At 71.7% G+C, this 15412-nt stretch carries 12 protein-coding genes; 2 read left to right on the top strand and 10 right to left on the bottom strand.

Annotated elements, in window-relative coordinates; genetic code table 11:
• Nucleotides 1-16: 16 nt before the first annotated feature.
• The gene (locus ACFWMZ_RS03300; RefSeq protein ID WP_383199336.1) at nt 17-865 is read right to left on the bottom strand and encodes a hypothetical protein; all 849 of its coding nucleotides are present in this window, start codon (nt 863-865) and stop codon (nt 17-19) included.
• A gap of 281 nt (nt 866-1146) precedes the next feature.
• Here ACFWMZ_RS03300 and ACFWMZ_RS03295 point away from each other — a divergent pair, with 281 nt between their 5' ends.
• Nucleotides 1147-1596 carry a hypothetical protein gene (locus ACFWMZ_RS03295; RefSeq protein WP_383172617.1) on the top strand — a complete coding sequence of 150 codons (450 nt, stop codon included), beginning with the start codon at nt 1147-1149 and terminating at the stop codon, nt 1594-1596.
• Between the two features lie 25 nt (nt 1597-1621).
• Here the strand turns inward: ACFWMZ_RS03295 and ACFWMZ_RS03290 are convergent, their stop codons facing one another.
• Nucleotides 1622-2551, bottom strand: coding sequence for an HAD family hydrolase (locus ACFWMZ_RS03290; RefSeq protein WP_383199335.1), 930 nt, complete (start codon nt 2549-2551; stop codon nt 1622-1624).
• Between the two features lie 725 nt (nt 2552-3276).
• Between ACFWMZ_RS03290 and fahA the strand changes: the two genes are divergently transcribed.
• Nucleotides 3277-4491: a fumarylacetoacetase gene (gene fahA, locus ACFWMZ_RS03285; protein ID WP_383172621.1), complete on the top strand. Its 1215-nt coding sequence runs from the start codon at nt 3277-3279 to the stop codon at nt 4489-4491.
• Between the two features lie 93 nt (nt 4492-4584).
• Here the strand turns inward: fahA and recQ are convergent, their stop codons facing one another.
• The 8 genes from recQ to nuoH all read right to left on the bottom strand — a co-directional run bounded on the left by recQ (nt 4585) and on the right by nuoH (nt 15287).
• Nucleotides 4585-6696: a DNA helicase RecQ gene (recQ, locus tag ACFWMZ_RS03280; RefSeq protein WP_383172623.1), complete on the bottom strand. Its 2112-nt coding sequence runs from the start codon at nt 6694-6696 to the stop codon at nt 4585-4587.
• A 294-nt stretch (nt 6697-6990) separates the two neighbouring features.
• Entirely contained in the window at nt 6991-8640 is a 1650-nt protein-coding gene (nuoN, locus tag ACFWMZ_RS03275; protein ID WP_383172625.1) for an NADH-quinone oxidoreductase subunit NuoN, read from the bottom strand.
• Nucleotides 8637-10238, bottom strand: coding sequence for an NADH-quinone oxidoreductase subunit M (locus ACFWMZ_RS03270; protein ID WP_383172627.1), 1602 nt, complete (start codon nt 10236-10238; stop codon nt 8637-8639). The genes nuoN and ACFWMZ_RS03270 overlap by 4 nt, the downstream gene beginning before the upstream one ends.
• Before the next feature lie 5 nt (nt 10239-10243).
• Nucleotides 10244-12139 carry an NADH-quinone oxidoreductase subunit L gene (nuoL, locus tag ACFWMZ_RS03265; RefSeq protein WP_383172629.1) on the bottom strand — a complete coding sequence of 632 codons (1896 nt, stop codon included), beginning with the start codon at nt 12137-12139 and terminating at the stop codon, nt 10244-10246.
• A 14-nt stretch (nt 12140-12153) separates the two neighbouring features.
• Nucleotides 12154-12453, bottom strand: coding sequence for an NADH-quinone oxidoreductase subunit NuoK (gene nuoK, locus ACFWMZ_RS03260; RefSeq protein ID WP_383172631.1), 300 nt, complete (start codon nt 12451-12453; stop codon nt 12154-12156).
• Complete coding sequence (locus ACFWMZ_RS03255; protein WP_383199333.1) at nt 12450-13265, bottom strand: NADH-quinone oxidoreductase subunit J; 816 nt, start codon at nt 13263-13265, stop codon at nt 12450-12452. Before ACFWMZ_RS03255 ends, nuoK begins: the two co-directional genes overlap by 4 nt.
• Nucleotides 13262-13960, bottom strand: coding sequence for an NADH-quinone oxidoreductase subunit NuoI (gene nuoI / locus ACFWMZ_RS03250; RefSeq protein WP_383199331.1), 699 nt, complete (start codon nt 13958-13960; stop codon nt 13262-13264). The genes ACFWMZ_RS03255 and nuoI overlap by 4 nt, the downstream gene beginning before the upstream one ends.
• Nucleotides 13953-15287 (bottom strand): NADH-quinone oxidoreductase subunit NuoH, encoded by a 1335-nt coding sequence (nuoH, locus tag ACFWMZ_RS03245; RefSeq protein ID WP_383172751.1) that lies wholly within the window; start codon nt 15285-15287, stop codon nt 13953-13955. Before nuoH ends, nuoI begins: the two co-directional genes overlap by 8 nt.
• Nucleotides 15288-15412: the final 125 nt, after the last annotated feature.

Here is a 15412-nt window from a genome sequence, read left to right as displayed (position 1 = left end):
GCCCGGGCGGGCGCGGTCAGTGGCGTCGCAGCGGGGCCCCGTCGGCGGGCGGGAAGGTGCCGAGGGGGGCCGTGACCCCGGCGGTGCAGGCCGGGTCGGCGCATTCGCAGGTGAAGGTGACGGGCACGGTCGCCGGGTCGCCGGTGGTCCAGGGGCGGGCGAGGTAAGCGCGGTACTGGGCGGCCACGGCCTCGTTGGCGGCGCGGCGCCGGGCCTGGCGCTCAAGCGGGGTACGGGCGGCCGGGCCTTCGGCCAGAGGTCCGGCGAGGAGGGCTTCGGCGGTGGCCAGGGTCGCGGCCGGAGTGGCCTCGGGCGTCACCGTGATGACGCGGTCGGCGACGCCGTGGGCCGTGATGCGGGCGTCCAGGTCGGCGAGGAGCAGCGTGTACAGCTCGTGGACGCCCGCGGGCAGCCCCCGCTCGGCGAGCCGTCGGCGCTGCAGCTCCGGGGAGGGCATCAACCAGACCGCGCGGGCCGGGTCCGGCACGGTGTCCGGGGTGACCGGCGTCCCCTCCACGACGGTCAGCGGGCCGCGCCCCAGTGCCCGTACGTCGTCGGCGATCATCGCGCCCCGTTCTTGGTGCAGGGACATGGCGAGGAGTCCGGCGGGCGGTCCCGACCAGCGCTCGCCCGGGCTGAGCGCTTCCCAGCGGGTGGCGGCCCGGTGGCCCGCGGCGAGGGCGCGGTCGCGGTGTTCCCAGGTCAGGGTGTCGCTCTGGTAGAGCCGCAGGCCCCGGCGGTGGGCCAGCGCCCGGGCCAGGGTGCTCTTGCCCGCGCCGGGCGGGCCGCCGATCCAGACGGCGGGCGGGCAGGGGCCGGGCGGCCGGTTCCCGCTGGGAACGGCTGATTCCCCTCGCTCGGACACCGGGGCTCCTCTCAGGCGGAGGGGGCCGCACGGCTCGCTCCGGTACGGCGTGAACAGGCGGCTTCCCCGCCGGGGCGCGAGACCCGGGACGGCGGCGCCGTGGGCCCGGGGTGCCCGAAGGCCGCCCGGATGGGGACCATACCGCCCGTTCCCGGCCGTCCGGGGTCCGGATCGAGCCCCGGTCCTCCGGCCGCGTCAAGCACCGTGCACACTGTCATCGAGTGATGTCCCGCACATGCCGTCCGGGTGTGACGGCGGCGCGATGCCCGGAGGAGGCAGGGATGACGGTACTGGGACACCAGCCGCCCGGTCCTGACGAGGCGACCGGTCCGCCCGCCCCGCCCCCGGCCTCGGCGCTCGACGTGCTCAGGCCCCGACTGCGCACGCCGGGCCAGCGGTTCGCGATAGGCCCGGGCTGGCGGCGCCTGGTACTCGGCTGCCACCGCCGGATATCCGCCGAGTTCCCCGCGTACGAACTCCTCGTGGTGAAGCAGAAGTACGGGCGGCTCTCCTTCCAGGCCTTCCCGCGGCCCTGGCGGCCCGGCGAGCGGAGCTGGACCAGCGAGGAGCACGCCCGGCTGCACGAGATACTCGACGCCACCACGGCCCGGAGCGAGAGCCTCTGCGAACGGTGCGCGGCCCCTGCCCGGCTCCGCCGCACCCGCCGCCTCTGGCTCACCCTCTGCGACGCCTGCGAGGTGGCGGTACCGGAGAGCGGCGTGCTGGACTGAGCCCGGTCCCGGCCGGGCCCGACGCTCAGCCGTAGACGCGTTCCAGGAGCTCCGCCACGCCGTCCTCCTCGTTGCTGGCGGTGATCTCGTCGGCGACGGCGAGGAGTTCGGTGTGGGAGTTGGCCATGGCGACGCCGTGGGCGGCCCACTGGAGCATCGGGACGTCGTTCGGCATGTCACCGAAGGCGAGGGTGTCGGCGGGGCCTAGGCCCAGCTGGGCGGCGGCCCGGGCGAGGCCGGTCGCCTTGGTGACGCCGAGCGGCTGGAGCTCGACCGTGCCGGGACCCGCCATCGTGACCGTGGCCAGGCCGTCCACCACCGAGCGGGCGGCGGCGGCCAGTTCGTCGTCGGTCAGCTCCGGGTGGCGGACCAGGACCTTGGCGATCGGCCGCTCCCACAGGGCGTCGCGGTGCGGCACCGAGCGGGCGGGGAGCGTCGGGTGGGCCATGCGGTAACCGGGCTCGATCAGCGTGTGGCCGTCGGTGCCGTCCTGGTCCACGGCGGCGAAGACGGCGCCCGTCTCCGCCTCGATCTTGCCGAGCGCGGTGGCGGCGGTCTCCCGGTCCAGGGTCAGGGCACTGAGCATGCGGCCGCTCGCCGCGTCGTAGACCTGGGCGCCCTGGCCGCACACCGCGATCCCGTCGTACCCGAGCTGGGCCAGCAGCCCCCGCACCCCCGGCACGGGCCGGCCCGTCACCACGATGTGCCGGGCCCCGGCGCCCCGCGCCAGCTCCAGCGCGGCGCGCGTACGCGCCGAGACCTGGTCCCCGGCACGCAGCAGCGTCCCGTCCAGGTCGGTGGCGACCAGGGCGTACGTCCGCCGCTCGCCCTCCGGACGGCCTCGCTCCGGGGGGATCGCCTGGCGGGGGACGCACCCCGCCTGGGGGCGGAGAGGGGGAGGTGCCGTCGGGGCCGGGGCGGGCGCGGGGGACGGGTGTGCGGAGGGGAGGGCCATGATCCCCACGATACGGAGATAAGCCCCTGGCATGCGCCACCCCGGCATGCCCGGATTTCCCTGGCGGGGCTGGGGGTTGGGTGCCGCTGCGCGGGGCTGGGTTGTGGGTCACCCCGTTCGGGGGGAGTGGGCGTGCCTCAGGCGCCGGCTGGGCTGGGGTTTGGCCGGGCTTCGGCAGCCCGCCGCCGGTACCAGGTGGCCTCAAGCGCCGGCCGGGCTGAGGTTTGGCCGGGCTTCGGCAGCCCGCCGCCGGTCAAAGATGGCCTCAAGCGCCGGCCGGGCTGAGGGTGTGCCGGGCTGAGGGTGTGCCGGACTGGGGGTGTGCCGGACTGGGGATGTGCCGGACTGGGGATGTGCCGGACTGGGGGTGTGCCGGACTGGGGTCGGCCAGGCTGGGGGTCGGCCGGGCTGAGGGTCGGCCGGCACTTGAGGCCATCGTGGACCGGCACCGGACAGCCGGATCCCAGCCCACACCCAGCCCGGCCGGCGCTTGGCCAGCACGAACCGGCACACGTAGACCGGACCTCAGCCAAACCCAGCCCGGCCGGCGTCTGAGGCTCGCCGGCCCCAGGCGGGCCAGCAGGCTTGGCCGAGCCCGGCCCTCCCCACCTGCCGGACCGCGGACGTAACGTGTGGCCCAGCGCACGGCAGGCGCGCAGCGCCCGACCCGGGACGTGCGCCCGTGCGCTCACCACCGATCGCACGGAAAGCGAGGCCGCACCCAGATGCCCGAGCTCGACCTCCCCGAAGGCCACCCCTTCGGACCGCACAACCTTCCGTACGGTGTCTTCTCCCCGGCCGGCGGGGCCCCGCGACGCATCGGAGTCCGCCTCGGCGACCACGTCCTGGACGCGGGCGCGCTGGCCGCGGAGCTGGACTCCCCCCACGCGGAGCTGCTGGCCCAGCCGGTACTGAACCCCTTGCTGGCCGCGGGCCGCGAAACCTGGTCCGCGGTGCGCGCGGCACTCACCACCTGGGTCACCGACCCGGCGCTCCGCCCCGCCGTGGAGCGCCACGCCCACCCGCTCACCGAGGTCGGCCTGCACCTGCCCTTCGAGGTCGCCGACTACGTCGACTTCTACGCCAGCGAACACCACGCCTCCAACGTCGGCCGCATCTTCCGCCCCGACTCCCCCACCCCGCTCACCCCCAACTGGAAGCACCTGCCCATCGGTTACCACGGCCGTTCGGGGACCGTGGTCGTCTCCGGCACGGAGGTGGTGCGCCCGAGCGGGCAGCGCAAGGCGCCCGCCGACCCGGCGCCGGTGTTCGGGCCTTCGGTGAAGCTGGACATCGAGGCGGAGGTCGGCTTCGTCGTCGGCGTCCCCTCCGCGCAGGGGAGCCCGGTGCCGCTGGGGTCGTACCGCGACCACGTCTTCGGGCTCTGCCTGCTCAACGACTGGTCCGCACGCGACATCCAGGCCTGGGAGTACGTGCCGCTCGGCCCCTTCCTCGGGAAGTCCTTCGCCACCTCGGTGTCGGCGTGGGTGACGCCGCTGGAGGCCCTGGAGACGGCGCGGGTCGTGCCGCCCGCCCGCGACGAGGCGCTGCTGCCGTACCTGGACGACTCCTCAGCCGAGCCCGGCGGGTACGACCTGCGGATCAGCGTGGAGATCAACGGCGAGGTCGTCTCCGAGCCGCCGTTCACGACCATGTACTGGACCGCCGCGCAGATGCTGGCGCAGACCACGGTGAACGGGGCGTCGCTGCGGACCGGTGACCTCTACGGGTCGGGAACCGTCAGCGGGGCCGAGGAGGGCGAGCGGGGCTCGCTGCTGGAGCTGACCTGGAACGGGGAGCGGCCGCTGGAGCTGGCCGGGGGGAAGCGGGCTTTCCTGGAGGACGGGGACGAGGTCGTGCTTCGGGCTTGGGCGCCCGGGGCTGAGGGGGTTCCGGTGGGGCTCGGCGAGGTGAGGGGCACGATCGTGCCCTCTGTCTGAGCGCTTGTCTCAAGCGCCGGCCGGGCTGCGATGTGCGCTGAGCTTCCGCAGCCCGGCCGCGCGTACAAGATGCCTGGCGGGCCGGGAGAGCCCTCAGCCTTCCCCGATGCCCTGTTCGGCCAGGGTGGCCAGGACTCCGGGGCCGTAGTTCTGGAGCTTCTTGTCGCCCACGCCGCCGATCTGGCCGAGGGCGTCGAGGGTGGTGGGGCGGGCGGCGGTGATCTCGCGGAGGGTCGCGTCGTGGAAGATCACGTACGCGGGGACGCCCTGCTCCTTGGCCTGGGCGGCGCGCCAGGCGCGGAGGGCCTCGAAGACCGGGAGGGATTCTTCGGGGAGGTCGACGACGGCCTTGCCGCGCTTGCCCGAGCCGGCGGCCGAGCCGGACTTGCCGGAGCGGGCGGCGGGCGCCTTCTTCGGCTCCTTGCGGAAGTGGACCTCGCGGCGGCCACCGAGCACCTCGCCCGCCTCGTCGGTCAGGGCCAGCGTGCCGTACTCACCCTCGACCGCGAGCAGCCCCTGCGCCAGCAGCTGGCGCACGGCCCCGCGCCACTCGCCCTCGGTCAGCTCCTGGCCGACACCGAAGACGGAGAGCTGGTCGTGGTCGAACTGGATGACCTTCGCGGTCTTGCGGCCCAGCAGGATGTCGATGATCTGGCCGGTGCCGAACTTCTGGTTCCGCTCGCGCTTGAGGCGGACCACGGCGGAGAGGGCCTTCTGCGCGGCGACCGTGCCGTCCCAGGTCTCCGGCGGGACCAGGCAGGTGTCGCAGTTGCCGCACTTCTCGCCGGTCGGTTCCTGGCCGAAGTAGCGCAGGAGCTGGGCGCGGCGGCACTGGGCGGTCTCGCAGAGGGCGAGCATCGCGTCCAGGTGCGACTGGGCGCGGCGCCGGAACGCCTCGTCGCCCTCACCGCTCTGGATGAGCTTGCGCTGCTGCACCACGTCCTGGAGGCCGTACGCCATCCAGGCCGTGGAGGGGCGGCCGTCGCGGCCCGCGCGGCCGGTCTCCTGGTAGTACCCCTCGACGGACTTCGGCAGGTCGAGGTGGGCGACGAAGCGGACGTCGGGCTTGTCGATGCCCATGCCGAAGGCGATGGTGGCGACGACGACCAGGCCGTCCTCGCGCAGGAACCGGGACTGGTTGGTGGCGCGGGTCCGGGCGTCGAGCCCCGCGTGGTACGGCACGGCCTGGACGCCGTGGTCGCGGAGGAAGTCGGCGGTGCGCTCCACGGAGTTGCGCGAGAGGCAGTAGACGATGCCCGCGTCGCCGGGGTGCTCCTCCTTGAGGAAGGTGAGGAGCTGCTTCTTCGGGTCGTTCTTCGGGACGATCCGGTACTGGATGTTGGGCCGGTCGAAGCTGGCGACGAAGTGCTTGGCGTCCGGCAGGTGGAGCCGGCGGGTGATCTCCTGGTGGGTGGCGCCGGTGGCGGTGGCGGTGAGGGCGACCCGGGGGACGTCCGGCCAGCGCTCGCCGAGGACGGAGAGCGTGAGGTAGTCCGGGCGGAAGTCGTGGCCCCACTGGGCGACGCAGTGCGCCTCGTCGATGGCGAAGAGCGAGACCTTGCCGCGGGAGAGCAGGTCGAGGGTGGCGTCGACGCGCAGCCGCTCGGGGGCGAGGTAGAGCAGGTCCAGCTCGCCGGAGAGGAACTCGGCCTCGGTGAGACGGCGCTCCTCGAAGTCCTGGGTGGAGTTGATGAACCCGGCCCGGACCCCGGCCGCGCGCAAGGCGTCGACCTGGTCCTGCATGAGGGCGATCAGCGGGGAGACGACGACGCCGGTGCCGGGGCGCACCATGGCCGGGATCTGGTAGCAGAGGGACTTGCCGCCGCCGGTGGGCATGAGGACGACGGCGTCGCCGCCCGCCACCAGGTGGTCGATGACGGCTTCCTGGTCACCGCGGAACGCGTCGTACCCGAAGACGGAGCGCAGGGTGGCGAGCGCGTCCCGGCGGTCGTGGCCCGGGGCCTCGCCACCGCCCTCGGGGAAGGCGCCGGAGAGCTCCTCGCGGAGGCCGTCCTCGGGGAACTCCTCGTCGGGGAAGGGGGCGTCGCCGAACGGGTCCTCCTCGAAGGGGCTGCCTTCGAAGAGGTCGTCCGGGAAGCCCTCGGGCCCGCCGTGTGCGGGGGTGCCGCCCCCGGCCGGGGTGGCCGTCTCCGCGGGTGTGCCGCTGTCCGTCGTGCCGCTCGCCATGCCGCTCGTTCCGTTCATCGCTCCGTGCCCCGTGCCCCTCGCTCGCGTGCCCATCCGCTCCCTGCGGCGCCCTGAACCACGTGTGGTCTCTGAGGCTGCCTCCAGCGTAGGGGGCCGGAGGGACAGCCCACGAAGTTGTCCACAGGTCCCTCGGTCACACCGTCGGTGAACTGCGGAAACGCGGGGTGGGTGGAAGGGTGACGGAGTTGTCCACAAGGGCGCGCGGGCCTGTTCCGCCGCTTCGGGCGGCGGCGACGCGGGAGCCGGGCGGTGCGGCCCGGTCCGGGCGGGCGCGGACACCCGCCCCCAGGGTCAGCGGACGAAGACCCCCGCCTGCCCGGCCAGGTCCAGGAAGTACTGCGGAGCCACCCCCAGCACCACCGTGACCACGACGCCGACGCCGATCACACTCATGGTCAGCGGCGAGGGCACGGTGACGGTCGGCCCGTCGGCGCGCGGCTCGCTGAAGAACATCAGGACGATCACCCGGACGTAGAAGAAGGCGGCGACGGCGGAGGAGAGGACACCGATGATGACCAGCGCCCCGGCCCCACCCTCGGCGGCCGCCGAGAAGACCGCGAACTTGCCGGAGAAGCCACTGGTCAGCGGGATCCCGGCGAAGGCCAGCAGGAAGACCGCGAAGACCGCGGCGACCAGCGGGGAGCGCCGTCCGAGCCCCGCCCACTTGGAGAGGTGGGTGGCCTCTCCCCCGGCGTCCCGCACCAGGGTGACGACGGCGAAGGCGCCGATGGTCACGAAGGAGTAGGCGGCGAGGTAGAAGAGGACGGAGGAGATCCCGGCCGGGCTGGCGGCGATCACACCGGCGAGGATGAAGCCCGCGTGCGCCACCGAGGAGTAGGCCAGCAGCCGCTTCACGTCGGTCTGGGTGACGGCGACGATCGCGCCGACCACCATGGTGGCGATGGCCACGCCCCACATCACCGGCCGCCAGTCCCAGCGCATGCCGGGCAGCACCACGTAGAGCAGCCGCAGCAGGGCGCCGAAGGCGGCGACCTTGGTGGCGGCGGCCATGAAGCCGGTGACCGGGGTGGGGGCGCCCTGGTAGACGTCGGGCGTCCACATGTGGAAGGGGACAGCGCCGACCTTGAAGAGCAGGCCCATCAGGACCAGGGCCATGCCGATGAGGAGCAGCGCGTCGTTGCCCATCGTCTCGGCGAGGACCGGGTCCGAGGTGATCAGGGTGCCGTCGACCACGTCGGCGATCACGGCGTACGAGACGGAGCCCGCGTAGCCGTAGAGCAGGGCGATGCCGAAGAGGAGGAAGGCGGAGGAGAAGGCGCCGAGCAGGAAGTACTTGACCGCCGACTCCTGCGACATGAGCCGCCTGCGGCGGGCCAGGGCGCACATCAGGTAGAGCGGGAGGGAGAAGACCTCCAGCGCGATGAAGAGCGTCAGCAGGTCGTTGGCGGCGGGGAAGACGATCATGCCGCCGACCGCGAAGAGCATCAGCGGGAAGATCTCGGTGGTGGCGAACCCGGCCTTGACGGCGGCCTGTTCGGCCTCGCTGCCGGGGACGGCACCGGCCTGCGCCACGAAGGAGTCGACGCGCTTGCCGTGCGCCCGGTCCAGGCGGCGCTCGGCGAAGGTGAAGGCGGCCAGCACGCCGGAGAGCAGGATGACGCCCTGGAGGAAGAGGGCGGGCCCGTCCACGGCGAGGGCGCCCATGGCGATACTGGTCTGCTTGGTGGTGCCGTACCCGCCGACCGCGAGGGCGACGACGGAGGCGAAGGCCGCGCCGAGCGCCGCCACGGTCAGCCAGAGCTGGACGTGGTAGCGGGCACGGCGCGGGACGAACGCCTCCACGACGATGCCGATGACGGCCGCGCCGATGACGATCATCACGGGGGCGAGCTGGGCGTACTCGATGGTCGGCGACGGGATCTTGGAGATCGGGTCGGCCGCCGCGCTTGTCCACAGGGTGTGGACGGCGTTTGCGTTCACTTGGCCGCCTCCACGTCGGGCTTCGGGTCCTTCTGCTGTACGTCGGAGAGGGTGTGGTTCACCGCCGGGTCGACCAGCTCCGTCAGCGGCTTCGGGTAGACGCCGAGGAAGAGCAGGAGCGCGATCAGCGGGGCGATGACGGCCAGTTCCCGCACCTTGAGGTCAGGCATCTTCGAGATGACCGGCTTGACCGGGCCGGTCATGGTGCGCTGGTAGAGCACGAGGGTGTAGAGCGCGCCGAGCACGATGCCGACGGTGGCGATGATGCCGATCACCGGATAGCGGGCGAAGGTGCCGACCAGGACCAGGAACTCGCTGACGAACGGGGCGAGTCCGGGCAGGGAGAGCGTCGCCAGCGAGCCGACCAGGAAGGTCCCGGCGAGGACCGGGGCGACCTTCTGGACCCCGCCGTAGTCGGCGATGAGGCGCGAGCCCCGGCGGGAGATCAGGAAGCCCGCGACCAGCATCAGCACCGCCGTCGACAGGCCGTGGTTGACCATGTAGAGGGTGGCGCCGGACTGGCCCTGGCTGGTCATGGCGAAGATGCCGAGGATGATGAAGCCGAAGTGCGAGATCGAGGCGTACGCCACCAGCCGCTTGATGTCGCGCTGGCCGACGGCGAGCAGCGCGCCGTAGATGATCGAGACCAGGGCGAGGACCAGGACCACCGGTGTCGCCCACTTGCTGGCCTCGGGGAAGAGGCCGAGGCAGAAGCGGAGCATCGCGAAGGTGCCGACCTTGTCGACGACGGCCGTGATGAGGACCGCGACGGGGGCGGTGGCCTCACCCATGGCGTTGGGCAGCCAGGTGTGCAGCGGCCAGAGCGGGGCCTTGATCGCGAAGGCGAAGAAGAAGCCGAGGAAGAGCCACCGCTCGGTGGAGGTGGCCATCTCCAGCGTGCCGTCGGCCCGGGCCTGGGCGATCTCGCTGAGCGAGAAGCTGCCCGCCACCGTGTACAGCCCGATGACGGCGGCCAGCATGATCAGGCCGCCGGCGAGGTTGTAGAGGAGGAACTTGACGGCCGCGTACGACCGCTGGGTGGCGGCCTGTGCCTCGTCGGTGCCGCTCGCCCGGTCCCCGAAGCCGCCGATGAGGAAGTACATCGGGATGAGCATGGCCTCGAAGAAGAGGTAGAAGAGGAAGACGTCGGTGGCCTCGAAGGAGAGGATCACCATCGCCTCGACCATGAGGATCAGCGCGAAGAAGCCCTGGGTGGGGCGCCACCGCTTGGAGCTGTTCTCCAGGCTGTCCGCGTCGTGCCAGCCCGCCAGGATGACGAACGGGATGAGCAGGGCGGTCAGCGCGATCAGCGCCACCCCGATGCCGTCGACGCCCAGTTCGTAGCGGACGCCGAAGGCGGGGATCCAGTCGTAGGCCTCGGTGAGCTGGTAGCGGGCGCCGCCCGGCTCGAAGCGGACCAGGACCGTCATGGCGAGGACGAAGGTGGCCACGGAGAAGAGCAGCGCCACGACCTTGGCCGTGCCGGAGCCCCGCGGGCCGTCGCCGCCGGGGCGGCTGCGGGCCGCCGGGACGGCGGCCGTCACGATCGCGCCGATCGCCGGGAGCGCGGCCGTCGCTGTCAGCAGGGGAAACGACATCGGTATCAGACCGCCCTCATCAGCAGGGTCGCGGCGATGAGGACCGCCGTACCCCCGAACATGGAGACCGCGTACGTACGGGCGTAACCCGTCTGGAGTTTGCGCAGCCGGCCGGAGAGGCCGCCGACCGAGGCGGCCGTGCCGTTGACCACGCCGTCGACCAGGGTGTGGTCGACGTAGACCAGGGAGCGGGTCAGGTGCTCGCCGCCGCGGACCAGCACGACGTGGTTGAAGTCGTCCTGGCCGAGGTCGCGGCGGGCCGCCCGGGTGAGCAGCGAGCCGCGCGGGGCCACCACCGGCACCGCCTTGCGGCCGTACTGGAGCCAGGCCAGGCCGACGCCGACGAGCAGGACGACCACGGTGGCCGTGGTGACGACGGCGGCGCTGAGCGGCGAGTGGCCGTGCTCGAAGGCGGTGACGGGCTTCAGCCAGTTGACGAAGGATTCGTTGAGACTGAAGAGTCCGCCCGCGAAGACCGAACCGAAGGCGAGCACGATCATCGGGATCGTCATGGACTTCGGGGACTCGTGCGGGTGCGGCTCGTTCCCTTCGGCATCCGGCTGCCAGCGCTTCTCGCCGAAGAAGGTCATCAGCATCACGCGCGTCATGTAGTACGCGGTGAGGGCGGCGCCCAGCAGGGTGACCGCGCCGAGGATCCAGCCCTCGGCGCCGCCCTTGGCGAAGGCCGCCTCGATGATCTTGTCCTTGGACCAGAAGCCGGAGAGGCCGGGGAAGCCGATGATGGCGAGGTACCCGAGGCCGAAGGTGACGAAGGTGACCGGCATGTACTTGCGGAGACCGCCGTACTTCCTCATGTCGACCTCGTCGTTCATGCCGTGCATGACCGAACCGGCGCCGAGGAACAGCCCGGCCTTGAAGAAGCCGTGCGTCACCAGGTGCATGATCGCGAAGGCGTACCCGATCGGGCCGAGCCCGGCCGCGAGGATCATGTAGCCGATCTGCGACATGGTCGATCCGGCGAGCGCCTTCTTGATGTCGTCCTTGGCGCAACCGACGATCGCACCGAAGAGGAGTGTCACCGCGCCGACCACGACGACCACGGTCTGGGCGTCGGGGGCGGCGTTGAAGATCGCGCCGGAGCGGGTGATGAGGTAGACGCCGGCGGTGACCATGGTCGCCGCGTGGATGAGGGCGGAGACCGGGGTCGGGCCCTCCATCGCGTCGCCCAGCCAGGACTGGAGCGGCACCTGGGCCGACTTGCCGCAGGCCGCCAGCAGCAGCATCAGCGCGATGGCGGTGAGCTTGCCCTCGCTGGTCTCGCCGGTGGCGGCGAGGACCGGGCCGAACGCGAAGGTGCCGAAGGTGGTGAACATCAGCATGATCGCGATGGAGAGGCCCACGTCGCCGACGCGGTTGACGAGGAAGGCCTTCTTCGCCGCCGTCGCCGCGCTCGGCTTGTGCTGCCAGAAGCCGATCAGCAGGTACGAGGCGACGCCCACGCCCTCCCAGCCGACGTACAGCAGGAGGTAGTTGTCGGCGAGGACCAGCAGGAGCATCGCCGCGAGGAAGAGGTTGAGATAGGCGAAGAAGCGGCGACGGCGTTCGTCGTGCTCCATGTAGCCGATGGAGTAGAGGTGGATCAGGGTGCCGACGCCGGTGATGAGCAGGACGAACGTCATCGACAACTGGTCGAGCTGGAAGGCGATGTCGGCCTGGAAGCCGCCCACCGGGATCCAGCTGAACAGGTGCTGGTGCAGCGCCCGGTCGTCCCCGGAGCGGCCCAGCATGTCGGTGAAGAGCACCACCGCGAAGGCGAACGAGGCCGCCGCCATCAGGGTGCCGAGCAGGTGGCCCGCGCGGTCGAGGCGCCGACCGCCGAGCAGGAGCACCGCGGCTCCGAGCAGGGGCGCCGCGACGAGCAGCGCAATCAGGTTCTCCACGATTCAGCGACCCCTTACAGCTTCATCAGGCTGGCGTCGTCGACCGAGGCCGAATGGCGGGTACGGAACAGCGACACGATGATCGCGAGCCCGACCACGACCTCCGCGGCGGCGACGACCATCGTGAAGAAGGCGAGGATCTGGCCGTCCAGATTGCCGTGCATGCGGGAGAAGGCGACGAGCGAAAGATTGCAGGCGTTGAGCATCAGCTCGACGCACATGAAGACGACGATGGCGTTCTTGCGGATGACGACGCCGGTGGCGCCGATGGTGAACAGCAGCGCCGCGAGATAGAGGTAGTTGACGGGGTTCACTGGGCGTTCTCCTCCTCCCGGTCACGGCCCAGACGCTCGGTGGAGCGCTGCTCCAGCGCCTTGAGGTCGTCGAGGGCCTCCTGGGAGACGTCCCGGATCTGGCCGCGCTCGCGCAGCGTCTGGTTGACGGTCAGCTCGGACGGGGTGCCGTCGGGGAGCAGGCCGGGGATGTCCACGGCGTTGTGCCGGGCGTAGACCCCGGGGGCGGGCAGCGGCGGTACGTGAGTGTTCTCCCGGACGCGCTTCTCGGCCAGCTCGCGCTGGGTGGAGGCGCGCTCGGTGCGCTCGCGGTGGGTGAGGAGCATCGCGCCGACCGTGGCGGTGATCAGCAGGGCGCCGGTGATCTCGAAGGCGAAGACGTACTTGGTGAAGATCAGGGCGGCGAGGCCCTGGACGTTGCCTCCGGCGTTGGCGGCGGCCAGGCCGTTGAACTGGCTGATGCCCACCTGGCCGATCCCGGAGATCAGCAGGATGCCGAAGCCGAGGGCGGCGAGGGCGGCCAGCCAGCGCTGGCCCTTCAGGGTCTCCTTCAGCGAGTCGGCGGCGGTGACGCCGACCAGCATGACCACGAAGAGGAAGAGCATCATGATCGCGCCGGTGTAGACGACGATCTGCACGATGCCGAGGAAGTACGCACCGTTGGCCAGGTAGAAGACGGCCAGCACGATCATGGTGGCGGCCAGGCAGAGCGCGCTGTGCACGGCCTTCTTCATCAGGACCGTCGCCAGGGCGCCGACCACGGCGACCGTGCCGAGGATCCAGAACTGGACGGCCTCGCCGGTGGAGGTGACGGAGGCGGCGAGCAGGCTCATCCCTGTCCCTCCTTCGGGGCCTGGGCGGCCGATCCGGCGGAGGCGGCGGGCGAGGCGGCCGGGGCCGGCGCGGGCGGGGCGCCCTCGGCCGGGGCGACCGGCTCGCTGTCGACCACCGCCGGCTCGCCCTTGGAGACGGCCACCTGGCGGACGGTGCCGGGGGCGGCCTCGGTGACCAGGCCCCGGTAGTAGTCCTGCTCGTCGGTGCCCGGGAAGATGGAGTGCGGGGAGTCGACCATGCCCTCGGTCAGCCCGGCGAGGAGCTGGTCCTTGGTGTAGATCAGGCTCTCCCGGGTGGAGTCGGCCAGTTCGAACTCGTTGGTCATCGTCAGCGCCCGGGTCGGGCAGGCTTCGATGCACAGGCCGCAGAGGATGCAGCGGGCGTAGTTGATCTGGTAGACGCGGCCGTACCGCTCGCCGGGCGAGTAGCGCTCCTCCTCGGTGTTGTCCGCGCCTTCGACGTAGATGGCGTCGGCCGGACAGGCCCAGGCGCACAGCTCGCAGCCGACGCACTTCTCCAGCCCGTCCGGGTGGCGGTTGAGCTGGTGGCGGCCGTGGAAGCGGGGCGCCGTCGTCTTGGGCTGCTCCGGATACTGCTCGGTCAGCCGCTTCTTGAACATGGCCTTGAAGGTCACGCCGAAGCCCGCGACGGGGTTCTGGAACCCCTGGTCCGACTGATTGGCTCCCTCAGTCATCGGACGCCTCCTTTCCTTCCGTGTCACCACGGTCACTCACAGTGTCCGGTGCGCCACTGACAACGAGCTCCCGCTCGCCGCGCGCGGGCCGCCTGGGCACCGGTGGCAGGGCCTGGCCGGGCAGCGGCGGCACCGGGTAGCCCCCGGCCATCGGGTCGAACGCGGGCTCCTCGGTCTCCTGTTCGCGCTCCTTGTCGCGGCGGTCGCGGTAGAAGTCGATGACGAACGAGAGGAGCAGCAGGAAGATCAGCCCGCCGAAGACGTACAGGGCGATGTCGGCGAACGGCATGTTCTCGTTCCGCAGCGTCCGCACGGTGGCGACCAGCATCAGCCACACCACGGAGACCGGGATGAGCACCTTCCAGCCGAGCTTCATCAGCTGGTCGTAGCGGACCCGGGGCAGGGTGCCGCGCAGCCAGATGAAGAGGAAGAGCAGCAACTGGAGCTTGAGGGTGAACCAGAGCATGGGCCACCAGCCCTGGTTGGCCCCCTCCCAGAAGGCGGTCACCGGGAAGGGGGCCCGCCAGCCGCCGAGGAAGAGCGTCACCGCCACCGCCGAGACGGTCACCATGTTGATGTACTCGGCGAGCATGAACATCGCGAACTTGATCGACGAGTACTCGGTGTTGAAGCCGCCGACCAGGTCACCCTCGGACTCCGGCATGTCGAAGGGGGCGCGGTTGACCTCGCCGACCATCGTCACGATGTAGATGAGGAAGGAGACCGGCAGCAGCACGATGTACCACCGGTCCGCCTGCGACTCCACGATGGTCGAGGTCGACATCGAACCGGAGTAGAGGAAGACCGAGGCGAAGGCGGCGCCCATGGCGATCTCGTACGAGATCATCTGGGCGCAGGAGCGCAGGCTGCCCAGGAGCGGGTAGGTCGAGCCGGAGGACCAGCCGGCCAGCACGATGCCGTAGATGCCGATCGAGGCGACCGCGAGGATGTAGAGGAGCGCGATCGGGAGGTCGGTCAGCTGCATCGTGGTGCGCTGGCCGAAGATCGAGACCTGGTTGTCGGCGGGGCCGAAGGGGATCACCGCGAACGCCATGAAGGCGGGGATCGCGGCGACGATCGGCGCCAGCACGTACACGGCCTTGTCGGCGCGCTTGACGACGACGTCTTCCTTCAGCATCAGCTTGGCGCCGTCGGCCAGCGACTGGAGCATGCCCCAGGGCCCGGCCCGGTTGGGGCCGACGCGGCGCTGCATCCAGGCGACGACCTTGCGCTCCCAGACGATCGCGAAGAGCACCGTCAGCAGGAGGAAGGCGAAGCAGAAGACCGCCTTGACGACGACCAGCCACCACGGGTCGCGGCCGAACATCGAGAGGTCCTCGGCCGCCAGGAGGATCGGGGTCACGCCGCCACCTCCCGGGCCGCTTCGGCGCGCGCCGGGCGGGCGCGGTGGACGGGGGTTGCGGGCACGGCGGCACCTCCGGTGCGCTCAGG

It is taken from the genome of Streptomyces sp. NPDC058373 (genome assembly GCF_042723275.1).
GTDB lineage: Bacteria > Actinomycetota > Actinomycetes > Streptomycetales > Streptomycetaceae > Streptomyces.
The sequence above is the reverse complement of the archived record's forward strand: the minus strand, read 5'-3'. Positions and strand labels throughout refer to the sequence as shown.